23 protein-coding genes and 2 tRNA genes are annotated in these 23,289 nt (G+C 62.2%); 15 read left to right on the forward strand and 10 right to left on the reverse strand.

The window, feature by feature from the left end; translation table 11 throughout:
• A partial coding sequence (locus U5O12_RS05230) for a translational machinery protein (RefSeq protein ID WP_322577625.1) occupies positions 1–392 on the forward strand: 392 nt, incomplete at its 5' end.
• A gap of 34 nt (positions 393–426) precedes the next feature.
• Here the strand turns inward: U5O12_RS05230 and U5O12_RS05235 are convergent.
• Positions 427–741 carry a hypothetical protein gene (locus U5O12_RS05235; RefSeq protein WP_322577626.1) on the reverse strand — a complete coding sequence of 105 codons (315 nt, stop codon included), beginning with the start codon at positions 739–741 and terminating at the stop codon, positions 427–429.
• 234 nt (positions 742–975) lie between these two features.
• Between U5O12_RS05235 and U5O12_RS05240 the strand changes: the two genes are divergently transcribed.
• Positions 976–3,048, forward strand: coding sequence for an AsmA family protein (locus U5O12_RS05240; RefSeq protein WP_322577627.1), 2,073 nt, complete (start codon positions 976–978; stop codon positions 3,046–3,048).
• An 81-nt stretch (positions 3,049–3,129) separates the two neighbouring features.
• On the opposite strand, the gene U5O12_RS05245 is transcribed toward U5O12_RS05240, so the two are convergent.
• The gene (locus U5O12_RS05245) at positions 3,130–3,603 is read right to left on the reverse strand and encodes a MerR family DNA-binding transcriptional regulator (protein WP_322577628.1); all 474 of its coding nucleotides are present in this window, start codon (positions 3,601–3,603) and stop codon (positions 3,130–3,132) included.
• Positions 3,593–3,889: an SCP2 sterol-binding domain-containing protein gene (locus U5O12_RS05250; RefSeq protein WP_322577629.1), complete on the reverse strand. Its 297-nt coding sequence runs from the start codon at positions 3,887–3,889 to the stop codon at positions 3,593–3,595. Before U5O12_RS05250 ends, U5O12_RS05245 begins: the two co-directional genes overlap by 11 nt.
• A gap of 152 nt (positions 3,890–4,041) precedes the next feature.
• On the opposite strand from U5O12_RS05250, the gene U5O12_RS05255 reads away from it, so the two are divergent.
• The 7 genes from U5O12_RS05255 to greB all read left to right on the forward strand — a co-directional run bounded on the left by U5O12_RS05255 (position 4,042) and on the right by greB (position 11,639).
• Positions 4,042–5,652 (forward strand): acyl-CoA carboxylase subunit beta, encoded by a 1,611-nt coding sequence (locus tag U5O12_RS05255; RefSeq protein WP_322577630.1) that lies wholly within the window; start codon positions 4,042–4,044, stop codon positions 5,650–5,652.
• A gap of 35 nt (positions 5,653–5,687) precedes the next feature.
• Positions 5,688–6,851: an acyl-CoA dehydrogenase family protein gene (locus U5O12_RS05260; RefSeq protein WP_322577631.1), complete on the forward strand. Its 1,164-nt coding sequence runs from the start codon at positions 5,688–5,690 to the stop codon at positions 6,849–6,851.
• A gap of 2 nt (positions 6,852–6,853) precedes the next feature.
• A complete protein-coding gene (locus U5O12_RS05265; RefSeq protein ID WP_322577632.1) occupies positions 6,854–7,693 on the forward strand; it encodes an enoyl-CoA hydratase/isomerase family protein in 840 nt (279 codons plus the stop codon).
• A gap of 135 nt (positions 7,694–7,828) precedes the next feature.
• Positions 7,829–9,802: a biotin carboxylase N-terminal domain-containing protein gene (locus U5O12_RS05270; protein WP_322577633.1), complete on the forward strand. Its 1,974-nt coding sequence runs from the start codon at positions 7,829–7,831 to the stop codon at positions 9,800–9,802.
• Complete coding sequence (locus U5O12_RS05275; RefSeq protein ID WP_322577634.1) at positions 9,799–10,677, forward strand: 3-keto-5-aminohexanoate cleavage protein; 879 nt, start codon at positions 9,799–9,801, stop codon at positions 10,675–10,677. Before U5O12_RS05270 ends, U5O12_RS05275 begins: the two co-directional genes overlap by 4 nt.
• A gap of 96 nt (positions 10,678–10,773) precedes the next feature.
• Positions 10,774–10,850, forward strand: a tRNA-Arg gene (locus U5O12_RS05280).
• Between the two features lie 225 nt (positions 10,851–11,075).
• The gene (greB, locus tag U5O12_RS05285) at positions 11,076–11,639 is read left to right on the forward strand and encodes a transcription elongation factor GreB (protein ID WP_322577635.1); all 564 of its coding nucleotides are present in this window, start codon (positions 11,076–11,078) and stop codon (positions 11,637–11,639) included.
• On the opposite strand, the gene U5O12_RS05290 is transcribed toward greB, so the two are convergent.
• The 4 genes from U5O12_RS05290 to U5O12_RS05305 all read right to left on the reverse strand — a co-directional run bounded on the left by U5O12_RS05290 (position 11,636) and on the right by U5O12_RS05305 (position 15,747).
• Positions 11,636–13,864 (reverse strand): bifunctional (p)ppGpp synthetase/guanosine-3',5'-bis(diphosphate) 3'-pyrophosphohydrolase, encoded by a 2,229-nt coding sequence (locus U5O12_RS05290; protein ID WP_322577636.1) that lies wholly within the window; start codon positions 13,862–13,864, stop codon positions 11,636–11,638. The two genes, greB and U5O12_RS05290, sit on opposite strands and share 4 nt — an antisense overlap.
• An 86-nt stretch (positions 13,865–13,950) precedes the next feature.
• The gene (rpoZ, locus tag U5O12_RS05295) at positions 13,951–14,154 is read right to left on the reverse strand and encodes a DNA-directed RNA polymerase subunit omega (RefSeq protein ID WP_105261191.1); all 204 of its coding nucleotides are present in this window, start codon (positions 14,152–14,154) and stop codon (positions 13,951–13,953) included.
• A 16-nt stretch (positions 14,155–14,170) separates the two neighbouring features.
• Complete coding sequence (gmk, locus tag U5O12_RS05300; RefSeq protein ID WP_322577637.1) at positions 14,171–14,791, reverse strand: guanylate kinase; 621 nt, start codon at positions 14,789–14,791, stop codon at positions 14,171–14,173.
• Between the two features lie 38 nt (positions 14,792–14,829).
• Positions 14,830–15,747, reverse strand: coding sequence for a YicC/YloC family endoribonuclease (locus U5O12_RS05305; protein WP_322577638.1), 918 nt, complete (start codon positions 15,745–15,747; stop codon positions 14,830–14,832).
• Positions 15,748–15,826: 79 nt separating this feature from the next.
• Here U5O12_RS05305 and U5O12_RS05310 point away from each other — a divergent pair, with 79 nt between their 5' ends.
• From U5O12_RS05310 to U5O12_RS05335, 6 genes are all read left to right on the forward strand, one after another.
• The gene (locus U5O12_RS05310; RefSeq protein WP_094477508.1) at positions 15,827–16,834 is read left to right on the forward strand and encodes a serine/threonine protein kinase; all 1,008 of its coding nucleotides are present in this window, start codon (positions 15,827–15,829) and stop codon (positions 16,832–16,834) included.
• On the forward strand, positions 16,831–17,745 hold the full coding sequence (locus tag U5O12_RS05315; RefSeq protein ID WP_322577639.1) for a PP2C family serine/threonine-protein phosphatase: 915 nt from the start codon (positions 16,831–16,833) through the stop codon (positions 17,743–17,745). The genes U5O12_RS05310 and U5O12_RS05315 overlap by 4 nt, the downstream gene beginning before the upstream one ends.
• Positions 17,746–17,783: 38 nt before the next feature.
• Positions 17,784–18,515, forward strand: a complete 732-nt coding sequence (gene rph, locus U5O12_RS05320) for a ribonuclease PH (protein WP_322577640.1) — start codon at positions 17,784–17,786, stop codon at positions 18,513–18,515.
• 81 nt (positions 18,516–18,596) lie between these two features.
• On the forward strand, positions 18,597–19,202 hold the full coding sequence (locus U5O12_RS05325) for a non-canonical purine NTP pyrophosphatase (RefSeq protein ID WP_322577641.1): 606 nt from the start codon (positions 18,597–18,599) through the stop codon (positions 19,200–19,202).
• Positions 19,203–19,208: 6 nt separating this feature from the next.
• The gene (gene hemW / locus U5O12_RS05330; protein WP_322577642.1) at positions 19,209–20,441 is read left to right on the forward strand and encodes a radical SAM family heme chaperone HemW; all 1,233 of its coding nucleotides are present in this window, start codon (positions 19,209–19,211) and stop codon (positions 20,439–20,441) included.
• A 99-nt stretch (positions 20,442–20,540) separates the two neighbouring features.
• The gene (locus tag U5O12_RS05335; RefSeq protein ID WP_322577643.1) at positions 20,541–21,227 is read left to right on the forward strand and encodes an HPP family protein; all 687 of its coding nucleotides are present in this window, start codon (positions 20,541–20,543) and stop codon (positions 21,225–21,227) included.
• A gap of 1 nt (position 21,228) precedes the next feature.
• Here the strand turns inward: U5O12_RS05335 and U5O12_RS05340 are convergent, their stop codons facing one another.
• From U5O12_RS05340 to ureG, 3 genes are all read right to left on the reverse strand, one after another.
• Positions 21,229–22,458, reverse strand: coding sequence for an MFS transporter (locus U5O12_RS05340; protein WP_322577644.1), 1,230 nt, complete (start codon positions 22,456–22,458; stop codon positions 21,229–21,231).
• A gap of 45 nt (positions 22,459–22,503) precedes the next feature.
• Positions 22,504–22,593: transfer RNA gene (locus U5O12_RS05345), tRNA-Ser, on the reverse strand.
• Between the two features lie 34 nt (positions 22,594–22,627).
• A complete protein-coding gene (gene ureG, locus U5O12_RS05350; RefSeq protein ID WP_322577645.1) occupies positions 22,628–23,287 on the reverse strand; it encodes an urease accessory protein UreG in 660 nt (219 codons plus the stop codon).
• Positions 23,288–23,289 lie beyond the last annotated feature (2 nt).

Below are 23,289 nucleotides of genomic sequence, written 5' to 3' on the forward strand. Positions count from 1 at the left end.
ACACCATGTCGCATTACCACGCAGTTGTTTGGTTGGATCATTCGCAGGCGCATGTCATGCACATTGCGCCGGACGATGTGGAGGCCTCCATCATGCGCCCCAAGCACCCGCATTCGCATTTGCACGCCAAGGGCGGCGCGGTGGGCTCGGGCAAGGCTGCCGAAGACAAGCATTACTACCATGCCATTGCCCAAGCGCTGGCGGGTGCGGAGGAAATCCTGGTGGTGGGGCCTGCACAGGCCAAGCTGCAGCTCATCAAACACTTGCACAGCCACGACCCGCAGGTCGGTGACAAGGTGGTGGGTGTGGAGAGCATCGACCACCCCAGCGACGCGCAGTTGGTGGCCTATGCCCGCAAATACTTTGTGGCCAAGGACCAGATGCTGGCCTGAGCCTGCGTTGCCATAGCGGCGCGGCCTGACTGGCTTAGCGCTGTTTGAACGTGGAGTGTACCGCCGCCGGGTGGTGCCCCACAAACAGAGTGGTCACCCCGACCATGAGGGCATGTGCGCGGGTTTCATCCTGGTGCTCACACAGGGCTTGCATGAGCTCGGGGCGCAGGTACCAAAGTTCGCCGATGTCCCGGGCGTAGCTGATCTTGAACTCCAGGTGAAAGTCCGCGGCACTGCAATAGCTGCGCACCACGCTGAGCATGGCGTTGCGGATTTTCTCCAGGGCCTCTTCGGGGCTCTCCAGTGGCTCGGGGAGCAAAAAATTCCAGAAACTGTTTTTGATGCGCATGCCGTCAGTCCTTGTGCGTGCCGACTTTGCATTCGGGTGCGTTGTGGTATCCCATACGGGCAGTGTGCCTTGCGCATGTGAAGGCTGTCTGACAAAACGCGGGTTTGGCAAAGCGTTGTGCCAGCAATTACAAAGCGTTACTGCGCAATACCGCACACTCCGCTGCAGTGCCGCGCGCACTGCAGAAATAGAATGGTCCGCATCGGGCTCGCTCCCTCTGCACAAGGACTTTTCATGAAGGCGCTTCGCGTTGTTGGTATGGCTGTGGTTGCCATCGTGGGCCTGTTGGCCCTGGCTGTGGGTGCGCTCTACGCCCTGTTTGACGGCGACACCATCAAGGCCGAAATCAGCCGCGCGGTGCTGGAGCAAAAGCAGCGCACGCTGGTGATTGCGGGCCAGCCCACGCTGTCCGTCTGGCCCAATGTGGGCATTCAGCTGGACGGTGTGACCTTGTCCGAGCGCGCCAGCAAAGACGAATTTGCCGCGCTGCAGTCCGCCCGCATCTCGGTGGCGCTGATGCCGCTGTTGCGCAAGCAGGTGCAGGTGCGCGCACTGGACATCGAAGGGCTCAAGCTCACACTGGTGAAAAAGAAAGACGGGACGCTGAACATTGCCGACCTGCTGGGCGAACCCGCTGCGCCAGAGGCCGGCAAGCCAGCGGATGCCGCCAAGCCGGCCGACCCGCTGCAGATTGATGTTTCCAGCATCCGCATTGCCAACGCCCATCTCACGTGGCGCGACGAGAAGGCGGGCACCACCACTGTCTTGTCGAACCTGAGCCTGTCCACCGGGGCCGTGTTGGCCGACACGGGCAAGAAGACCGCCGCCGTGGAGAAGCTGAGCCTGTCGGCCAAGGGCCAGAGCGGCGCCGACGTATTCACGCTGGCGCTGGACGCGCCCAAGCTGAGCCTGTCGCCCGAAAAGTCGGCGGGCGACGCTATCACTTTGTCGGCCACGCTGCAGGGTGCGGCCCGCAATGCGACGGTGAACCTGGTGCTGAATGGTGTGGAAGGCAATGCCGAGGCGCTGAAGGTGGCCAGCCTGGCACTGAAGCTGGACGCCAAGGCGGGCGACGCGGCCGTGAAGGGGCAGCTGAGTTCCCCAGTGGCGGTGAACGTAGCGGGCCAAAGCGTGGCGCTGGCCAAGCTGACCGGCAATCTGGAGCTGGCCCACCCCAGCATGCCCATGAAGAGCGTGAGCCTGCCCATCAACGGCAGCCTGAAGGTGGACGCGTTGCAGCAGACCGCTGCGCTGGAGCTGGCCACGCAGTTTGACGAATCCAAGATCGCCACCAGCGTGAAGGCGGCCAAGTTTGCGCCGCTGGTGCTGGCGTTTGATCTGGACGTGGACAAGCTCAACGTGGACAAATACCTGCCACCCAAGCCCGCCACCGCAGCGCCAGCCAAAGAGGCCGCAGCAGCCGCTAAAGAGGCGCCCATTGACCTGAGCGCGCTCAAGGGCCACACGGTGAACGGTGCCATCCGCATCGGCGCGCTGCAGGTGTCCAACCTGAAGCTGGAAAAAATCAACGCCAAGCTGGCGCTGGCGGGTGGCAAGCTGGATGTGGCGCCCTTGTCGCTAAACCTGTACGAGGGCAGCACCAGTGGCAGCCTGTCTGTGAATGCCAATGGCAACGCCGTGGCGATCAAGCAGGCGCTGGTGGGCATCAGCATCAACCCGCTGATGAAAGACTTGGTGGCGAAGGACCTGCTGGAAGGCAAGGGCAATGTGACGCTGGACATCAGCACCCGCGGCGACACGGTGACCGCGATGAAGAAGGCGCTGGGCGGGACGGCATCGCTGGCACTCAAAGACGGCGCCATCAAAGGCATCAACCTGGCGCAAAGCCTGCGCGACGTCAAAGCCAAGCTGGGCCAGGCCGACAGCACCCAAGCGGCCAATGCCAGCCAGAAAACCGATTTCTCGGAGCTGACCGGCTCCTTCAAGATTGCCAACGGCGTGGCCCGCAATGACGACTTGGCGATGAAGTCTCCCTTCATTCGCCTGGGCGGTGCGGGCGATGTGGATGTGGGCGCCGGCCAGATGAATTACCTGGCCCGTGCCACGGTGGTGGCCAGTGGCGAAGGGCAGGGCGGTAAAGACGCCAGCCAGCTCAAGGGCTTGACCGTGCCGGTGCGCGTGAGCGGCCCGTTCGACGCCTTGAGCTACAAGATCGAATGGGGCGCCATGCTGGAAGACGCCACCAAGGCCAAGGTGGAAGAGAAGAAGCAAGAGATCAAGGCCAAGGCCGAAGAGGCCGTGAAAGACAAGGCCAAGGACCTGTTCAAGGGCTTGCTGGGCAAGTAATTCGCCCGATGACCTGCGATGCGCGCTCCTATTTCAGGAGCTGTTCGCGCAGTATCTATAAGGGCTAGGGGCTTATTTGGCTTATTTTTTGCCCGAACGTTCGCGTTCTGCCAGATGGCCGCGGCAGCTGGCGTTGATGACGCGCAGCTCGGCCAGTGTGGCGTCGATCTGGGCACGTTTGCGTTCCAGGTCGGCTATCTCTGCGTCGGTGCGTTCGATCACGTACTGGAGCTGTTGCACGCGGCCTTCGCCCTGGTCGCCATACAAGTCGAGGTAACGCTTGATCTCGGACAGCGGGGAGCCAATTGCCTTGGCGCGCAAGATGAGCGCCAGGCGTGCACGGTCGCGCCGGGTGTAGACGCGGGCGCCGTTGATGCGGCGTGGGCTGAGCAGGCCCTTGTCTTCGTAAAAACGCAGTGCACGCAGCGTGATGCCGAACTCGCGGCACAGCTCGGTGATGCCGAACAGCTCGGTCGCACCTTCGTCGCGGTGGGAAGCGACGAAGGCCTGCGCATCTGCCACCGTGGTGTCGGTGGCCACGGGCTTAAATGACACGTTGCAGGCGCATGGCGACGCCCATATCGCCACTGACCTTGAGCTTGCCAGCCATGAAGCCGGTGGCGGGCTCGAGGTCGCCGTCCAGCAGGGCTTGCAGGTTTTCCAGCGTGATGCCCACGGTGCAGTCGGCATCGGTGTTGTCGTTGCTCACGCTGTTGGGGGTGCTCTTGCCGTCGATGACGATGACGCCGTCGGCGCCCATGTCGAACTTCAGTGTGGCGTTGAGGCCGCTGTCGGCGCCCACTTTGGCGCGGATGGCTTCGGTTGCAGATGCGAGAGACATGGTGGTTTCCTTGTGAGTTGGAGAGAGGGGCGGGCTGAATCGTATCCCTACAGCATAACGTAAAGCATAGTGAAAACACCTATACGATAACAGGTTGACGTTAACGTAACCATGATCTCTAATGCGGCAAGACGTTTCAAGGACCTGTTGCCATGCCCGCTCTCCGCTCCAAGATCAATCCCCGCTCTGCCGGCTTCGCGGCCAATGCCCAGCGCATGGCCGAACTGCTGGCCGAGGTGCAGCGCCTGGAGGGCCTGGTGATTGCCGAGTCCGAATCCAAGCGCGAAAAGTTTGAGAAGCGCAAGCAGCTGCTGCCGCGCGAACGTGTGGCCCGCCTGCTGGACCGCGGCACGCCGTTTCTGGAGTTGAGCCGCCTGGCCGGCCTGAACATGCACGACGACGATGGCAAAAAGGCCGTGCTGGGTGGTGGATCCATCATTGGTATCGGTGTTGTCGCGGGCAAGCGCTGCCTGATCTCGGTGAACGACAGCGCCGTCAAAGGCGGCACCGTGGCGCCCATGGGCCTGAAGAAAGCGCTGCGTGCCCAAGAGATTGCGCTGGAGAACAAGCTGCCCGTTATTTACCTGGTGGAGAGCGGCGGCGCCAACCTGATGTACCAGGCCGAGATATTCGTGGAGGGTGGGCGCAGCTTTGCCAACCAGGCGCGCATGTCGGCTGCAGGCATTCCACAAATCTCGGTCGTGCATGGCTCCAGCACGGCAGGCGGTGCGTACCTTCCGGGCCTGTCGGACTATGTGGTGCTGGTGCGCGGACGCAGCAGCATTTATCTGGCGGGGCCTCCGCTGGTGAAAGCCGCCATTGGCGAGGACTGCACGGACGACGAGCTGGGCGGAGCCGAAACCCACGCCCAGGTAACTGGCCTGGGCGAATACCTGACCGAGGATGACGCGCACGCCATCGCCATGACCCGGGAGCTGATGGACAAGCTGAATTGGGATACCACGCCGGCCGCCGCACCATTTGCTGCGCCGCTGTTTGACGAGCAGGAGCTCATGGGCATCGTGCCAGCCGACGAGCGCGAGCCTTACGACGTGCGCGAGGTGATTGCGCGGCTGGTGGACGGTTCGGACTTCTTGGAGTTCAAGGCCAGCTATGCACCCGAGATGATGTGTGGCCACGCCCGCATCGAAGGGCGCTTGGTCGGCATTCTGGGCAACAACGGCCCCATCCAACCCACGGGTTCCACCAAGGCCGCGCAGTTCATCCAGCTGTGTGACCAGAGTGGCACGCCGCTCATTTTTTTGCAGAACACCACCGGGTACATGGTGGGCTCTGCGGCCGAGCGAGGCGGCGCCATCAAACACGGCAGCAAGATGATCCAGGCGGTGGCCAACGCGCGCGTGCCCAAGTTCACCGTGGTGCTGGGCGGCTCGTATGGCGCAGGCAACTACGGCATGTGTGGCCGCGGCTTCGATCCACGCTTCATCTTCAGCTGGCCCAGCGCGCGCACCGCAGTGATGGGCGGTGCCCAGGCCGCCAAGGTGATGGACATCGTCAACCGCGCCAAGATTGAGCGCATGGGCATGGAAGCCAATGACGAGGCGCTCAAGGCCATGTCTGACGGCTTGCGCCTGCGCCTGGACAAAGAGAGTGCTGCGCTCTTTGGCACCGCCCGGCTGTGGGACGACGGAATCATCGACCCGCGCGACACGCGCCGCCTGCTGGGCTTGTGCCTGGCATTGGCCGCAGAAGCCGAGCAACGCAAGCTCAACGCCAATACCTTTGGCGTAGCCCGTCTCTGATTGCAAGCCCAACAACAACGACCCGAGGACACACCATGAAATTCACCCCCGAGCACACCCAAATTTCTGACACGGTGCGCAAGTTCGTCGCCAATGAGATCAACCCCTTTACCGCCGAGTGGGAGAAGGCGGGCATCTTCCCCGCCCACGAACTCTTCAAGAAGATGGGCGACCTGGGGCTCCTGGGCATCAAGTACCCCACGGAGTTTGGCGGCATGGGTCTGGACTTCAGCTATTCCATGGTGGCAGCCGAGGCGCTGGGTGACTGCAATGTGGGCGGCGTGCCCATGGCCATTGGCGTGCAGACCGATATGTGCACCCCGGCGCTGGCACGGTTTGGCAGCGATGAGTTGCGGGCTACGTATTTGGCCCCAGCCATTGCAGGCGACATGGTGGGTTGCATCGGTGTGAGCGAGGCCGGTGGCGGCTCGGACGTGGCCGCCTTGAAGACCACGGCGCGCAAGGACGGTGGTGACTACGTCATCAATGGCTCCAAGATGTGGATCACCAACGGCATGCAGGCCGACTGGTGCTGCCTGTTGGCCAACACCAGCGAAGGCGCGGTGCACAAAAACAAGTCCCTCATCATTGTGCCCATGGATGCGCCCGGCATCACGCGCCAGAAGATCGAGAAGATCGGCATGCACAGCAGTGACACGGCCCAGCTGTTCTTTGACAACGTGCGCGTGCCCCAGCGCAACCTGATTGGCCAGGAGGGCATGGGCTTCATGCTGCAGATGCTGCAGTTCCAGGAAGAGCGCTTGTACGGCGCTGCAGGCGCACTGCGCTCGCTGGACAATCTGATTGACCAGACCATTGCCTACACCCGTCAGCGCAAGACCTTTGGCCAGCCCATCATCCACAACCAGGTGGTGCACTTTCGCCTGGCCGAGTTGCGCACCGAGGTGGAGTCGCTGCGAGCGCTGACCTACCGGGCGGTGGAGCAATACGTGAGTGGCAAGGACGTCACCAAGCTGGCCTCCATGGCCAAGCTCAAGGCCGGTCGCCTCAGCCGCGAGGTGGCCGACAGCTGCCTGCAGTACTGGGGCGGCATGGGCTTCACGGCGGACAACCCGATCTCCCAGGCCTACCGTGACAGCCGCCTGATCTCGATCGGCGGCGGTGCCGACGAGATCATGTTGGGCATCATCTGCAAGCTCGAAGGCACGCTGCCGGGCAAGGCCAAAGACGGAGTCTAACCATGCAGCAACCGCTGGATGCTATGCAATTAGGAGCTGTTCGCGCAGTATCCACGGGGGCTACCCTGCATATTTACCTGAATCGGCCCGAGGCGCGCAACGCCATGTCCTTGCAGATGGTGGCCGAGCTGCAGCAGGTGCTGCGGGCGGCGGAGGCCACAGCGGGAACGCCCGGCGCGGTGCGCGTGGTGGTGCTGCGCGGTGAAGGGGGGCACTTCTGTGCCGGGGCCGACCTGAAAGACATGGCCGGTGCGCGCATGCGGGCCATGCAACGCGCAGAGGCTGATCCCGATCCGATTGCCGAAGTGAACGCCGCCTTTGGCCACCTGTGTGCCGCCTATGCCAACACGCCGTTGGCGGTGGTGGCGGTGTTGGAGGGCACGGTCATGGGCGGTGGCTTTGGACTGGCCTGCGTGGCCGATGTGGCCATTGCCAGCGACACCGCAGCCTTTCGCCTGCCTGAGACATCCTTGGGCGTCGTGCCTGCACAGATCGCGCCCTTCTTGGTAGAGCGCCTAGGTTACTCGCAGGCCAAGCGCTTGGCTGTCACCGGTGGGCGTCTCGATGCTGCCGGTGCGCTGGCCGTGGGGCTGGTGCATGAGCGCATGCCCCCCGAAGGCATTGCGGCCGCGCTGGACAAGGTGCTGGCTGACATCCTGGCCTGCGCCCCCGGCGCATTGGCCGCCACCAAGGCGCTGATGCGCAAGGCGCGCTTTACGGCTGCGGCTGACTTGGTCACCGAAGCCGCAGCCATTTTTTCCCAAGCGGCCCAAGGGCCCGAGGGGCAAGAGGGCATGACGGCCTTTATTCAGAAACGTAAACCCCAATGGGCTGTGACATGACATTTTCAAAACCACGGATGGCCTCGCAGAGCCTGGGCGGCAGAGCGTTTTGCTTCGTGTCCCCCGCCCGCTGCGCGGGCTCCTCCTCTACCTACGCAAAACGCTCTGCCACCCAGTCTCTTAGTGAGGTGTTGGATGTTTAGCAAAATCCTGATCGCCAACCGTGGCGAAATCGCCTGCCGCGTCATCCGCACGGCGCGTAAGCTGGGCTACCAAACCGTGGCCGTGTACAGCGATGCCGACCGGGATGCACCGCATGTGGCCTTGGCCGATGAGGCGGTGCACATTGGCCCCTCGCCGGCCGCAGAGTCGTATTTGAAGATCGACGCCATTCTGGACGCAGCCCGCAAGACGGGCGCGGATGCGCTGCACCCCGGCTACGGCTTCCTCAGCGAGAACGCTGCCTTTGCGCAGGCCTGTGCCGACGCGGGCGTGGTGTTTATTGGGCCACCTGCTAGTGCGATCACTGCCATGGGGGATAAAGCACTGGCCAAAAAGCGCATGTTGGAAGCCGGTGTTCCTTGCGCACCTGGGTATTTGGGTGCGGACCAAAGCGATGCCGCATTGACCACCGAGGCCCAGAAGCTGGGCTACCCGCTGCTGGTGAAAGCCGTGGCTGGCGGCGGCGGACGGGGCATGCGCCTGGTACGCAGTGATGCGGAGCTGCAGCAAGGGATTGACGGCGCACGCCGCGAAGCCACCAGTGCGTTTGGCGATGGCACGCTGATGCTGGAGCGCCTGATCGACAACGGCCGTCATATTGAGATTCAGGTGTTTGCCGATGCGCATGGCAATGCGGTGTATCTGGGCGAACGCGATTGCACCGCGCAGCGCCGCCGCCAAAAAGTGATTGAAGAAGCGCCGTCGCCGGTGGTGTCGCCTGCCATGCGCAAGTCCATGGGCGAGGATGCAGTGGCTGCCGTACTGGCGGTGGGCTACCGCGGGGCGGGCACGGTGGAGTTCATCGTGGACGACCAGTTGAACCACTATTTTCTGGAGATGAACACGCGTCTGCAGGTGGAGCACCCGGTAACCGAATGCATTACTGGTTACGACCTGGTGGAGTGGCAACTGCAGGTGGCCGCAGGCGATGTGTTGCCCGCCAAACAGGAAGACATCACCCTCACGGGCCACGCCATTGAGGCCCGACTGTATGTGGAAGATCCCTACACCGGCTTTGCCCCACAGACCGGCACTGTGGCCTGGTGGAGGCCACAGCGCGCGCTGCATGGTGGCGTGCGCGTGGACGACGGCATACGCTGTGGGTCCATGGTGTCACCGTTCTACGACCCCATGGTGGCCAAGATCATCGTGCACGGCCGCGACCGGGACGACGCCATTCGCCGCCTGCGCGCTGCGCTGTCCAATACGCCCTTGCTGGGGTTGAAGAACAACGGCCGCTTCTTGAGCGACCTGGTGGACCACCCGGCCTTTCGCAAGGCCGCGATGACCACCACGCTGATCGACCAGTGGCTGGAGCAGGGCGAGCCGCTGCTGCAGGCGCCCGTGGCCAGCGACGCGGCATGGACCGTGGCAGCGGTGGCCTTGGCCATGCAGCACGGCAAGAATCCTGCAGAGGGCTGGCGTGCCAACAGCGTGGCGGCCTACGGTTTTCAGCTTCAGACCGGCGATACGGTGCGCGCAGTGCGTGTGTTGCCAGACCGGCACGGCGGTGTGTCCGTCATCGTGGAGGGCCACACCACCGCGGCGCGTGTGCTGCAGTTTGCTGACGGCGTGTTGCGGCTCGAAATCGAGGGCGTTGCGCAGACCGCCATTGCGGTGTTTGCGGGTGCGGACTTGCACTTGGCCCACGCGGGCCACTGCCACGTGTTTACCGAGGTCTCGGCCTTCCCGAATGCTGATGCCCTCAAAGACGCCAGCCGCGCCCGTTCGCCCGTGGCAGGCAAGGTTACCCAGGTGCTGGTGGCGCCGGGCGACCTTGTGCAAGACGGCCAACAACTCGTCTGCGTGGAAGCGATGAAGATGGAAATGTGGCTCTGCGCCGAAAGTGCAGGCACGGTGAAGGCCGTGCATGCCAGGGCGGGCGACCAGGTCGAGTCCGGCGCAGTGCTGGTCGAGCTTGAACTCAACACGAAGAAGGAAGCATGATGGACAAAGCCATACTCACCTGCGCGCTGACCGGCGTGCTGACCAACCCCAAGCAGCACCCGGTGCCCGTCACTCCGGCGCAAATGGCCTCCGAGGCGCGCGACGCTTTCAATGCGGGTGCCAGCATCATGCACATCCACATGCGCAGCCAGGAAGAGGGCATGGGCCACATGCCCTCGTGGGACCCCGATGTGGCCGAGAACATCGTGAGTGCCATCCGTGAGGCCTGCCCCGGTGTCATCATCAACCTGACCACGGGTGTGGTGGGCAAAGACATCAGCGGCCCGCTGGCCTGCATCCGCCGCGTGAAGCCCGAGATTGCCGCCTGCAACGCTGGCAGCCTCAACTACCTCAAGCTCAAGGAAGACGGCTCCTGGGCGTGGCCGCCCATGGTGTTCGACAACCCGGTGGCCAAGGTGCAGCAGTTTTTGGATGTGATGGAAGAGGCCGGCACCCACCCGGAGTTCGAGTGCTTCGACGTGGGCATCGTGCGGTCGGTGACCATGTACCTGAAAAACGGCATGCTCAAGCCCACCATGGGGCGCGCGGAATACAACCTCGTGATGGGGGTTGCATCCGGCATGCCCTGCGATGCCGATCTGCTTGCCTTGCTGCCCAAGTACATGGCGCAGGACAGCGTTTGGCAGACCACGCTGATTGGCCGCACCGAAATTTGGCCCGTGCACCAGAAGACCGCTGACTTGGGAGGCATGTTGCGTACCGGCTTGGAAGACACCTTCTATTTGCCTGACGGCGAACGTGCGGCAGGCAACGGGGCCTTGATCACCGAATTGGCTGCCTGCGCCCAACGTGCCGGCCGAGGCATTGCCAGCCCGGCAGAGGCGCGCAGCTTGTTGGGTTTGCACCGCGCGTAAACTGGGGGCTATCACCCCCGGGGAATCGGGGTTTGCAAAAGTTTCTACGGGTTTTCCGCCAAGCCAAAAAAACTTCGTGCTAGAATACGAAGCTTAGCGGCTGTAGCTCAGTTGGATAGAGTACTTGGCTACGAACCAAGGGGTCGTGGGTTCAATTCCTGCCAGCCGCACCAAACGTAAAACCCTAGAACAGCGATGTTCTAGGGTTTTTTCGTTTCTACAGTACGTTTGCAGGCATGTGTGTGTTGGCGCACAGACCTTTCATGCCGTGCTGCGTAGCCTGAGGGCACGTCCCACACAGGCAAGCCGCATGAAGCCTTGGAATTCCATGGGCCCTATGTGCCCGTCGATACAATGAATTCACCTGCGGAGTGCCGTGGACGGATTTGAACGGAATCATGAGCAAGGCCTTCACCAAAGAGTCTGACACAGACACTGACGACGATGAGTTGCAGTTGCCTGCACTGCCTGCCGGCGGCAAAAACTACATCACCCCACGGGGCTATGCCACGTTGCGCGATGAGTTGCTGGACCTGATCGACAACGAGCGCCCCAAAATCGTGGAAGTGGTGCACTGGGCGGCCAGCAATGGCGACCGCTCGGAAAACGGTGACTACCTGTACGGCAAGAAGCGCCTGCGCGAGATTGACCGGCGTATTCGCTTTCTGACCAAACGCCTGGAGATTGCAGAAGTTTCTGAACCCTCCGTGCACCATGGCAACGACCAGATTTTCTTTGGTGCCACGGTCACCTATGTCGACGATGCCGATGTGGAGCGCACCGTCACCATCAAGGGGATCGACGAATCCAACAGTGCGGTGGGCGAGGTGAGCTGGATATCGCCGATTGCCCGTACCCTGCTCAAGGCGCGCGAGGGGGATGAACTCAAGTTGGTCATGCCGGACCGGGTGGCGACCATTGAGGTGCTGCAGGTGGTGTACCCGGCACCCCAGCCCATTTAGGCGCTATTGCTGCTGCGTTCGGCCCGTAGTACAGAGGGGGTGCGGCGCAGGTTGCGCAGTGCGATGTCCAGGTGTGCGGTGTCCCGCACCGCCACCACAAAGCGCAAGTCGGAGGCGTCTTGCACCCCATCCTGTCCCATGTCGATGTGCAGAATATCCGCCTCTGCGGAGGCCAGCGCAGCGGCTACCTTAGCGAGTACCCCTTTGCCGTTGTTCACGGTGACTACCACGCCGGTCTCAAATGGCCGTATCGGCTCATCTGACCATTCCACCCCAATGAAGCGCTCGCTGTCCTTGTTTTGCAGTTTGCGCGCTACCTGGCAGTCTTGCTGGTGGACCACCAAGCCTTCGCCACGCCCCAGATAGCCCACGATGGTGTCTCCCGGAATCGGGCGGCAGCAGGGCGCAAACTGCACCGAGGCGTTTTCGCTGCCGTCCAACGTGATGGAGCCTAGCGAGGCGGACTCGTGGGCCGTAAATCGCTCGCGCGTAAGCAGCAGGGCATCTGGGTGCTCGCCGGTGTCGGCCAGTAGGCTCACCATGCGTTTGGCCACGATATTGGCAATGCGTTTTCCCAAGCCAATGTCGGTGAGCAGTTCTTGGCGTGTTTTATTGCCAGTGAACCGCAGCAGTTTGTCCCACAGTGCGCTGTAGGTGGGGTCATCATCCGGAAAGCGTTCAATGCCCTCGGATCGCAGCGCTTGCTGCAGCAGTTTGCTGCCCAGGCTTTCGGACTCGGTATGCGCCATGGTTTTGAGGTGGTGGCGAATCTTGGAGCGGGCCCGCCCAGTGCGCACAAAGCCCAACCAAGCCGGGTTGGGTGTAGACACCGGGGCCGTCACCACTTCGACCACGTCGCCGTTCTTCAGCTCCGTGCGCAATGGCACTTGTTCACCATTGATGCGCGCGGCCGTGGTGCGGTCACCAATATTGCTGTGAATGGCGTAGGCAAAGTCCACCACGGTGGCACCGCGTGGCAAGGCCATGATCTGGCTCTTGGGCGTAAACACATACACCGCGTCCGGGAACAGGTCTACCTTCACATGGTCCCAGAATTCGGCCGCGTCACGCGTTTCATCCTGGATATCCAGCAAAGACTGGAGCCACTTGGTGCCCAAGCGGTCACCCGATGCATCGTCCGGATGGTTGACCTTGTACAGCCAGTGAGCGGCCACGCCAGATTCAGCCACCACATGCATGGCTTCGGTACGCATTTGGAATTCGACGTTGATACCCGCAGGGCCCACCAGGGTGGTGTGCAGCGACTGGTAGCCATTGACTTTGGCAATCGCGATATGGTCCTTGAATTTGCCGGGCAGGGGTTTGTAGAGCTGGTGCAGGATTCCCAGCGCGGTGTAGCAGTCCGTCACACTGGGCACCAGAACCCGGAAGCCATAAATGTCAGTGACCTGGGCAAAACTCAGGTGTTTGTCGTCCATCTTCTTGTAGATGGAATACAGCGTCTTCTCGCGGCCCGCAATTCGTATTGGCATGTTGGCCGCAGCGAAAACGGCCTCAACTTCCTTTTGCACTTTTTGAATCAGGTCGCGGCGGCGGCTCCGCGCTTTGGCGACGGCTTTGGACAAAGTGGCATAACGCCAGGGGCGCAAATGCCGGAAGGACAGGTCCTGCAGTTCGCGGTAGGTCTGGTTCAGACCCAAACGGTGGGCGATGGGGGCGTAGATATCCAGGGTCTCGGAGGAGATGCGCCCCCACTTGGCACGCGGCACGTCCGACAGTGTGCGCATGTTGTGGCTGCGGTCAGCCAGCTTGATCAGGATGACACGCACGTCACGCGCCATGGCCAGCAGCATCTTGCGAAACGACTCGGCCTGGTTTTCTTCCCGCGTATTGAACTGCAGCTTGTCCAGCTTGGTCAGCCCGTCCACCAGTTCGGCGACGGGAGAGCCAAATTTTTCAATGAGCTCGGTCTTGGTAATCCCGCAGTCTTCCAGTGCGTCGTGCAACAGGGCCGCCATCAAGGCTTGGGCATCCAGTTTCCAGTCGGCGCACTGTGCGGCTACCGCAATCGGATGGGTGATGTAGGGCTCGCCGTTGTTGCGCAACTGGCCCAGATGGGCTTCGTCGGCAAATCGGTAGGCCAAACGCACTTGCTCCACATCGCTGGGGCTGAGGTAGTCCAGCTTGGCGGTTAACCCGGCAAAACTGGCAGCCGCAGCGTTTGCGGCCGCTGCGGGTGAGGTGAGATGTGGAGTACTACCCATGGCTCAAATGTAGCGCGCCCCATGCAGGGGCGCAGACCAAACGCAAAAAAGCACCGCAAGCGGTGCTTTTTGGGAAGAACAGGCGATCAGAGAGGTACTTTTTTCAGCATCTCAATGCCAACTTTACCCGCTGCGATTTCGCGAAGAGCGGTCACGCCGGGCTTGTTCTTGCTTTCGATCTTGGGTGTGTGGCCTTGGCTCAGCATACGTGCACGGTAAGTGGCTGCCAATACCAATTGGAAGCGATTGGGAATCTGCACAAGGCAGTCTTCAACAGTAATACGGGCCATGGAGTTCTCCGGGAAACTAGAGGATGTTCAGCGCTTGGAATGTCTCGGCACGGGCACGGCGCTGTGCCGAAATCTTGAGCCGCTGAGAGTGGACAATGGCTTTCAGGTCGAAAAGCGCACGGTCAAATAACTCATTGATTATAACGAAGTCGAATTTTGCGACTTGCGCCACCTCCACTTGGGCGTTTTTCATCCGCATGTCGATCACTTCCGGGGTGTCTTCACCGCGGCGCTCCAGGCGCGAGCGCAGCTCTTCCCAGCTAGGAGGCAGAATGAAGATGCAAATGGCGTTGGCAAATACGTTCTTGATTTGCACGGCACCCTGAAAGTCAATTTCCAGGATCACGTCTGCACCCATGGCCATCCGCTCTTCTATGGCTTTTTTGGAGGTACCGTAGCGCTGGCTGTGCACATGGGCCCATTCCACAAACGCATCAGCGGCCACCATGGCATCAAATTCTTGCTGGGACACAAAGAAGTATTCGCGGCCATGCTTTTCCTGGCCACGCGGTGGGCGTGTGGTGTGCGAGACAGAGGGTTGAAGTCGCGAATCCAGCTCCAGCAGCGCCTTGCACAGACTGGACTTACCTGCCCCACTGGGGGCTGCGACGACAAAAAGATTTCCGGGGTAGTCCATTGACATTGGCTCCGATAAAGCGGCTAGCTGAAGTCGCCTTATTCTAAGTTCTGAACTTGTTCCCGCATTTGTTCAATCAAGACCTTCATGTCCACCGAGATGTGGGTCAGGTCCAACGCTGCTGACTTCGAGCCCATGGTGTTGGCTTCGCGGTGCAGCTCCTGGATCAGGAAGTCCAGCCGTTTGCCGATCTCGCCACCTTTCTTGATCAGGCGTTCCAGCTCGTCCAGGTGGGAACTCAGCCGGGTGATTTCTTCCGCCACGTCGATACGGATGGCAAAGGCTGTGGCTTCGGTCAGGGCGCGGTCTTGTGCGGCCTCTGGCAGGGTGGCGCCATCGGTGAGCGCCATGGCCTCTTTCCAGCGCTCCATGAAGCGGGTGCGCTGCTGCTCTACCAGCTTGGGTACCAGCGGCCCAGCCTGTTCGGCCAGGGTGCGCAGCTGGCTAATGTGGCCCAGCAGCATGGTGGCCAGGCGGGCGCCCTCGCGCTGGCGTGCGGCCAGGAGCTCTTTCAGGGTCTTTTCAGCCAGCGGCATGACGTCGGCACTCCAGTCACGCTGACCACCTTGTTCGCTCGCAGCCAGGCGAATCACGTCGGCCACGCTCAGCGGGTTGGCATTGGGCAGCCAGGCGCGGATGCTGTCTTGCGCAGCATTGAGTCGCTGTAGTAGCTTGGGCGTGGGGTCGGGGATGCTGCTGGCGCTCGTTGTTTCTACCGAGGCGCGGACTTCAATCTTGCCGCGTTTGAGCTTGCTGCCCAGCAGCTCGCGCAGGGCGGGTTCAAACTGGCGCAGGTCCTCGGGCAAGCGAAAGGTGAGGTCCAGGAAACGGCTGTTGACCGAGCGAATCTCCAGGCCAAGCTGGGTGGTAGGCTGGTTTTTGGGCTCGCCTTCCGGGGCGCTGGTGGCTGTGCTGTGCTGGGCACTGGCATAGCCAGTCATGCTGTAAACTGGCATCACGGGTTCTCGCTGCGTTGAAACGGCCCCGAGAATAACCCGGTTCACACGCAACCGACGAGCCCTTACCCCGCAATTTATGTCAAAGGTCAAGCCAGCACCGTTACCCCCCGACACCACGATTGGCGGCTACCGCATTATTCGCAAGGTGGCGGCCGGGGGCTTTGGCTTGGTCTACCTCGCACTGGATTCCGAAGGTCAACAAGTAGCGGTCAAGGAGTACCTGCCCTCATCGCTGGCCAGTCGCGCGCCTGGCGAGTTGCTGCCCCAGGTTCAGCCAGAGAAACTTTCGCTGTACCGCCTGGGCCTGAAAAGCTTTTTCGAAGAAGGCCGCTCACTGGCCCAAATCTCCCACCCCTCGGTGGTGAGTGTGTTGAATTTTTTTCGTGAGAATGAAACCGTTTACATGGTGATGAACTACCTGGAGGGTGCGGCCCTGCAGGATTTCATCGTCACCGCGCGCGACCAGAAGAAGAGCAAGGTGTTCCGCGAGTCCACCATTCGCTCCCTGTTCGACGAAATTCTGCGCGGCCTGCGCATCGTGCACCAGCACAAAATGCTGCACTTGGACATCAAGCCGGCCAACATCTTCATTACCGACGACAACAAGTCAGTGTTGATTGACTTTGGTGCCGCACGCGAAGTGTTGAGCAAGGAAGGCAACTTCATTCGTCCCATGTACACGCCAGGCTTTGCCGCGCCCGAGATGTATCGGCGCGATGCTTCCATGGGGCCGTGGACAGATATTTATGCCATTGGCGCCTGTATTTACGCCTGCATGCAGGGCTACCCACCCAATGAAGCGCCGCAGCGTCTGGAAAAAGACCGCATCACCACCGCACTGGCCCGTTTGCGTGGCGTGTACTCTGACAACCTGATTGAGGTGGTGGAGTGGTGTATGTCGTTGGACCCACTGTCGCGCCCGCAGTCAGTGTTTGCCCTGCAGAAAGAGCTGTCGCGCGAAGGTGAGCGCCGCTATACCAAGCTCACCGTGGGTGAGAAGGTGCGCATGCAGTTTGATTCCATGGTGGCAGACACCAAGAAAACCGTGCAGGGTGCGGTGGCCGCACCGGGCAAACCCAAATGAAATTTTCTGTATTCCAGATCAGCCGCAAAGGCGGTCGCGAGAAAAACGAAGACCGCATGGGGTATTGCTATACCAAGGCGTCCGGTTTGTTTTTGCTGGCCGATGGCATGGGTGGCCACCCGGAAGGTGAAGTAGCCGCACAGATGGCGTTGCAAGTGATTTCGGCGCTGTACCAAAAAGAGGCTACGCCCGAGATTGACGACGTCAAGGCGTTTTTCCAGCGTGCCATTCTTGCCGCCCACCGCCAGATCCTGCGTTACGCCACCGAGAAACACCTGATGGACACCCCGCGTACCACCTTGGTGGCGGCGATTGTGCAGGGGGGCGCTGCGCACTGGGTGCACTGCGGCGACTCTCGTTTGTATTTTGTGCGCCAAGGCGAATTGCTGGCCCGCACGCGTGACCACTCGTACATGGAGCAGCGTGAGGGGGAGCGGCCGATGGCCAATACCCCGGCGGTCTTTAACCGTAACGTGCTCTACACCTGCCTGGGCTCGCCGACCAAACCGGTCTTTGATATCACCGGCCCGGTGCCCTTGTTGCAAGGCGACCGCATCATGCTGTGTTCAGACGGGCTATGGGGCACCGTGGACGACTCCACCATCGTCTACCACCTGGCGCAGAAACCAGTAACCGACTCGGCCCCCGATTTGGTAGAGCAGGCGTTGGCCAATGGTGGGTCGCATTGTGACAACGTGACCCTGATCACGATGGAGTGGGAAACGCCGGACAGCTTTGAGTCCACCCGCGGCAGCATTTCTACCGACAACATTGAGGATGGTGTATTCGCCTCCACGGTGCAGGCCGGTTGGCTGGACTCGCAGGTGGACGATCTGGATGATGCCGCCATTGAGCGTTCCATTGCCGAGATCAACGAAGCGATTCGCCGCTCGGCTGCACGCCGGGGTTAAACGCTGGCCGCGTGGCGGCCATTTCCAGAAGGACTGCCATGACTGAATTCGTTCGCAGCGGTGCGCGTGCCGCCCATGCTTTGCGCCCGGTGCGCATCACCCGCCACTACACCATGCACGCCGAGGGCTCGGTGCTCATCGAGTTTGGCAACACCAAGGTGCTGTGCACCGCGTCGGTGGAAGAGCGCGTACCGCCGCACAAGCGCGGCAGCGGCGAGGGCTGGGTGACGGCCGAATACGGCATGCTGCCACGCGCCACCCACAGCCGCAGCGACCGTGAAGCCGCCAAGGGCAAGCAGAGCGGCCGCACGCAGGAAATCCAACGTCTGATCGGCCGCTCGCTGCGTGCCGTGTTTGATTTGAAAAAGCTGGGTGAACGCACTATCCAGCTGGACTGCGACGTGATCCAGGCCGACGGCGGCACCCGCACTGCGGCCATCACAGGCGCCTTTGTGGCGGCGCAGGATGCGGTCAATGGCCTGTTGGCCGCTGGCAAGATCCCGGAAACCCCGATCACTGCGGCGGTGGCAGCCATCAGCGTGGGGATCGTGCAGGGCACGCCGCTGCTGGACCTGGAGTACACGGAAGACTCTGCCTGCGACACCGACATGAATGTGGTGATGACCGGTGCGGGCCACTTTGTGGAAGTGCAGGGCACGGCGGAGGGCGTGGCGTTTACGCGCGCCGAGATGGACCAGCTGCTGGCGCTGGCCGAAAAAGGCATCACTGAGCTGATGGCCTTGCAGCAAGATTCACTATCAAATTTATAGCTGCTTGCGCAATATTCAAAAGGGCTAGAGGCCTATTTGGTTTAAAAATGGCCTCCTGGGCGTTCGGTAGAAGTCTGAAATATGAAAATCGTTCTCGCATCCAATAACCAAGGCAAGCTCGCCGAGCTGCAGGCCATGTTCGCCCCGCTGGGCTGCACCCTGGTGCGCCAGGGCGATCTGGGTGTGCCAGAAGCGCCGGAGCCCTACCGCACCTTTGTGGAAAACGCGCTGACCAAGGCACGCAACGCCGCGCAACACACGGGCCTGCCCGCGCTGGCCGATGACGCGGGCCTGTGTGTGGATGCCTTTGGTGGTCTGCCGGGCGTGGACACCGCCTACTACGCCACCCAGCACGGCTATGCCAAGGGCGATGACAACAACGTGACCGCGTTGCTGGAGCAGATGCAGGGCATCACCAACCGCCGCTGCGCGATGGTCAGCACCCTGGTGGCCGTGCGTTCGCCCGAAGACCCCGAGCCCCTGATTGCCGTGGGCCGCGTGGTGGGTGAGGTGGCCCAGGAGCGTCTGGGCAGCAATGGCTTTGGCTTTGACCCCATCATGTGGATTCCCGAGTTTGGCCAGACCTTTGCCCAACTGCCGGTGGAAGTGAAGAACGCGAACAGCCACCGTGGTCGCGCCGCACAGGCCATGGCCGCACTCATCCGCGTCAACTGGCTGGGGGCCTGAGCGACCATGATTCCCATCACGCCGCAGGGGAGCGAGACGGATGCCGCGGTTCAGCGCGACATCCAGCACTACATGCGCCCCGGTACCCTGCAGCTGCCGGCCTTGCCACCGCTCTCGCTGTATGTGCACCTGCCCTGGTGCCTGAAGAAGTGCCCCTATTGCGACTTCAACTCGCATGAGCAGAACGCCAGCGGTTTGCAGGAGCAGCGTTACATCGACGCCGTGGTGGCCGACCTGGAAGCCGCGCTGCCGCTGATCTGGGGCCGCACGGTGCACAGCATCTTCATCGGTGGGGGCACGCCCAGCCTGTTTTCACCGCAGGCGATCGATCGCTTGCTGGCCGACATCCGCGCCCGCCTGCGGCTGGAGGCGAACTGTGAAATTACGATGGAGGCCAACCCCGGCACGTTTGAGAAGGACCGCTTCAAGGCCTTCCGCAGTGCCGGTGTCACACGCCTGTCCATCGGCGTGCAGAGCTTCAACGACGCGCACCTGAAAGCCCTGGGCCGCGTGCACGACCGCGCGCAGGCGCTGGCGGCGGTGGAAGAAGCCGCACAGTCGTTCGATACCTTCAACCTCGACATCATGTATGCGCTGCCGGGCCAGACCATGGAGCAGCTGGACGCGGACGTGAAGCTGGCGCTGCAATTCGCGCCGCCACACATCTCCATCTACCACCTCACCATCGAGCCCAACACCTACTTTGCCAAGTTTCCGCCGCAGATTCCCGAGGACGACACGGCCTATGCGATGCTGGACCACATCACCGAAGTGACCGGTCTGGCGGGGCTGGAGCGGTACGAGGTGTCCGCGTATGCCAAGCCTGCGCACCGATGTTTCCACAACCTCAACTACTGGCAGTTTGGCGACTACCTGGGCATAGGCGCTGGCGCGCACAGCAAGCTGAGCTTTGCGCACCGCGTGGTTCGTCAGGTGCGCTTTCGCGATCCTGCGCGCTACATGGAGCAGGCCCTGGCCGGTAATGCGCTGGCGCAGGACAGCGAGGTGGCGCGCGCGGACTTGCCGTTTGAATACATGCTCAATGCATTGCGCCTACGCCATGGTTTCGGGCTGCGCGACTTCACGGAGCGCACCGGCCTACCCATCACGGCCATTCAGGCAGGTTTGCAGGAGGCCGAGCGCAAAGGGCTGATCGAGCGTGACTTTGCCCGCGTGCGGCCCACCGCCCTGGGCTTTGATTTTTTGAGTGACTTGCAGGCGCTTTTCCTGCAAGAATGAGCCCGCGCTGCGCCGACTGCGTTCTGTCGGCGTACTGCCCATGGTATCGCTGCGCGGGCGTTGGCCAGCATGCTCCGGCAAGACAACGGGAGGCTCTCTATGTTTTCGGTGTACGGCAAAGCGGGACGGGTGTTTCGGGGCTCCATGGAGGAGTTGCGCCGTGTGGGGTCGGCTGCGGGGCTCACGCGTTCGCGCGGCGTAGCGGCTGTGGGCCAAGAGGGGCGCGACCACGGCAGTGATTCGGGTTTTGCGGGCCTGCTGGCCGAGACACCACCTGCAGCCCCTGCCGATGTGGCCCATCGCGCGGCATTGGCCGCCTATGCTGAGGTGCGCAAGACCGATACGCCGCGCCAGCCGCTGACCAAGGTGCAGGCCATCATGAGCAGCCAGGTGGTGCTGGTGCCCGATAGCTGCAGCATCGAGCAGGCGTGGCTGCTGCTTGAACAACACGGCATTGGCCAGGCACCCGTGGTTTCCGAGCAGAAAGTGCTGGTGGGGCTGCTGGCCCGCGCGGGCCTGATGCGGGCCGATCACCTGCCGCAGGCCGAGCAGCATCCGCTGGTCTGGCGCGCCTGGCTGGCCCAGAGCGTGACCGAGGTCATGTGGACCCCTGTTCCCAGCGTGGCGGAGGACACCGATATTCGCCGGGTCGCGCGGGTGTTGTTGGATACTGGGTTGCCTGGCCTGCCAGTGGTGGACGATGAGGGGCGGGTGAGCGGTTTTGTGTCGCGCTCCGACATCCTGCGCGCCGTGGTGGCCGATCCGCCGCTGGACCTGTGGACCTGAGTCAGGCCTTCTCCATGTGATCGCGCTTTGCCAGCGCCGGGAACAGGCGGAACCACAGGCCCGCCACCAGCATGGTGCCCACGCCGCCCATCACCACCGAGCCCACCGGCCCCCACAAAGCGGCGGTGGCGCCTGATTCAAATTCACCCAGTTGGTTGGACGCACCGATGAAGATGGAATTTACGGCGGAGACGCGACCACGCATCTCGTCGGGCGTTTCCAGCTGCACCAGAGTGTTGCGGGTGACCACGCTCACGCAATCGGCCGCTCCCGTGACCACCAGCGCCAGCATGGACAGCCAGAAAGAGGTGGACAGGCCAAACACCAACATGGCCAGCCCGAACACCCCCACCGCCATCAGCAGGCGCGGGCCCACTTTGCGCCGCAGGGGCCAGCGTGTGAGCACCAGCGACATGGCCAAGGCTCCTACCGCCGGTGCCGAGCGCAGCAGGCCCAGACCGGCAGGGCCTGTGTGCAGAATGTCTTTGGCGTAGATGGGCAGCAAGGCGGTAGCACCGCCCAGCAGCACCGCAAACAGGTCCAACGACGTGGCGCCCAGAATCACCTTGCGCCGCCAGACAAATCCAATGCCCGCAAACAGCGACTGCCAAGTTGCTGCAGCCTGCGGTGGCTTGTGCCGGTAGCGCACCACCATCGTGAGGGCACTGGCACCCAGCAGCAGTGCCACGCAGGTGATGTAAACGTAGCGGGGGGCCAGGGCATACAACAAACCACCCAGCGCCGGGCCACCAATGATGGCTATCTCCATGCCCGTGGAGCTGATGGCAAAGGCGCGCGTCAACAGGCTGGCGGGTACCAGCAGGGGAATCAGGGCTTGCTGGGCCGGCATCTGGAAGGCGCGTGCCACGCCCAGCACCACGGCCAGGCCCAGAATCAATTCCCGAGTGGCAAACCCTTGGGTGGTGGATGCCAGCATCAGTGCGGCCACCAGCGCCTGCAGGGCCATGCAGCAGGCAAAGATGCGCCCGCGGTGTACCCGGTCGGCCAGGTGGCCAGCGGGCAGCGTCATCAGCAGCGCGGGTACAAATTGGAACAGCCCCACCAGGCCCAAGTCCCAGGCGCTGTGGGTGATGTCATACATGTGCCACGCCACTGCCACCATCAGCATCTGGTTGCCCATGATGCCCGCCAGGCGTGCCAGCCAGAAGCGGACGAATGGCGTTTGCCGGAAAAGTGCCGAGAGGGGAGGTGTGGCGGCGTCAGAGGACATAGCGATCGCGGATCGACGCCTGTGGGCGTGCGCCACAGAAGTGTTTGGCGGAAGCTGTGAGATTCGAACTCACGGAGGGGATAAACCCTCGCCGGTTTTCAAGACCGGTGCCTTAAACCGCTCGGCCAAGCTTCCAGAGCTGCGTATTCTACCTGTGGCCGGCGTGGCCTTAGGCCGCCTTGAGCATTCCTTTGGTTTCGATAAAAGCGATCACGTCCTGCAGGCCGGTCAGGTCTTTCAGGTTGGTCATCACAAAGGGTTTCATGCCCTTGGCGGTGTTGCGCATGCGCTCGGTGTCGCTGCGCATGATGTCCAGGTTGGCGCCCACGTGGGGCGCCAGGTCGGTCTTGTTGATGACGAAGAGATCGCTTTTGGTGATGCCGGGGCCGCCTTTGCGGGGAATCTTCTCGCCTGCGGCCACGTCGATCACGTAGATGGTGAGGTCGCTCAGCTCGGGGCTGAAGGTGGCTGCCAGGTTGTCGCCGCCGCTCTCCACAAACACGATGTCGGCGTTGGGGTGGTCCACCAGCATGCGGTCAATAGCTTCCAGGTTGATGGAGCAGTCTTCGCGGATGGCGGTGTGCGGGCAGCCGCCGGTTTCCACGCCCAAGATGCGGTCGGCCGGCAGCGCGCCACTCACGGTGAGCAGGCGCTGGTCTTCCTTGGTGTAAATGTCGTTGGTGATGGCGACCAGGTCGTACTGCTCGCGCATGGCCTTGCACAGCATTTCCAGCAGCGTGGTTTTGCCGGAACCCACAGGGCCACCGATGCCCACGCGCAGCGGGGGGAGGTGCTTGGTACGGTTGGGGATGTGGTGCAGGGTGGACATAA

It is taken from the genome of Rhodoferax sp., assembly GCF_034519335.1.
GTDB lineage: Bacteria > Pseudomonadota > Gammaproteobacteria > Burkholderiales > Burkholderiaceae_C > Allorhodoferax.

Coding starts and splice junctions, on each gene's coding strand:
- U5O12_RS05305 (WP_322577638.1), bottom strand. CDS start 15,747: ATGCCAGTTTACAGCATGACTGGCTATGCCAGTGCCCAGCACAGCACA.
- U5O12_RS05315 (WP_322577639.1), top strand. CDS start 16,831: ATGAAATTTTCTGTATTCCAGATCAGCCGCAAAGGCGGTCGCGAGAAA.
- ureG (WP_322577645.1), bottom strand. CDS start 23,287: ATGTCCACCCTGCACCACATCCCCAACCGTACCAAGCACCTCCCCCCG.
- U5O12_RS05265 (WP_322577632.1), top strand. CDS start 6,854: ATGCAGCAACCGCTGGATGCTATGCAATTAGGAGCTGTTCGCGCAGTA.
- rpoZ (WP_105261191.1), bottom strand. CDS start 14,154: ATGGCCCGTATTACTGTTGAAGACTGCCTTGTGCAGATTCCCAATCGC.
- U5O12_RS05240 (WP_322577627.1), top strand. CDS start 976: ATGAAGGCGCTTCGCGTTGTTGGTATGGCTGTGGTTGCCATCGTGGGC.
- U5O12_RS05270 (WP_322577633.1), top strand. CDS start 7,829: ATGTTTAGCAAAATCCTGATCGCCAACCGTGGCGAAATCGCCTGCCGC.
- U5O12_RS05275 (WP_322577634.1), top strand. CDS start 9,799: ATGATGGACAAAGCCATACTCACCTGCGCGCTGACCGGCGTGCTGACC.
- U5O12_RS05325 (WP_322577641.1), top strand. CDS start 18,597: ATGAAAATCGTTCTCGCATCCAATAACCAAGGCAAGCTCGCCGAGCTG.
- U5O12_RS05335 (WP_322577643.1), top strand. CDS start 20,541: ATGTTTTCGGTGTACGGCAAAGCGGGACGGGTGTTTCGGGGCTCCATG.
- U5O12_RS05260 (WP_322577631.1), top strand. CDS start 5,688: ATGAAATTCACCCCCGAGCACACCCAAATTTCTGACACGGTGCGCAAG.
- gmk (WP_322577637.1), bottom strand. CDS start 14,791: ATGGACTACCCCGGAAATCTTTTTGTCGTCGCAGCCCCCAGTGGGGCA.
- U5O12_RS05310 (WP_094477508.1), top strand. CDS start 15,827: ATGTCAAAGGTCAAGCCAGCACCGTTACCCCCCGACACCACGATTGGC.
- U5O12_RS05250 (WP_322577629.1), bottom strand. CDS start 3,889: ATGTCTCTCGCATCTGCAACCGAAGCCATCCGCGCCAAAGTGGGCGCC.
- U5O12_RS05235 (WP_322577626.1), bottom strand. CDS start 741: ATGCGCATCAAAAACAGTTTCTGGAATTTTTTGCTCCCCGAGCCACTG.
- U5O12_RS05290 (WP_322577636.1), bottom strand. CDS start 13,864: ATGGGTAGTACTCCACATCTCACCTCACCCGCAGCGGCCGCAAACGCT.
- rph (WP_322577640.1), top strand. CDS start 17,784: ATGACTGAATTCGTTCGCAGCGGTGCGCGTGCCGCCCATGCTTTGCGC.
- greB (WP_322577635.1), top strand. CDS start 11,076: ATGAGCAAGGCCTTCACCAAAGAGTCTGACACAGACACTGACGACGAT.
- hemW (WP_322577642.1), top strand. CDS start 19,209: ATGATTCCCATCACGCCGCAGGGGAGCGAGACGGATGCCGCGGTTCAG.
- U5O12_RS05340 (WP_322577644.1), bottom strand. CDS start 22,458: ATGTCCTCTGACGCCGCCACACCTCCCCTCTCGGCACTTTTCCGGCAA.
- U5O12_RS05255 (WP_322577630.1), top strand. CDS start 4,042: ATGCCCGCTCTCCGCTCCAAGATCAATCCCCGCTCTGCCGGCTTCGCG.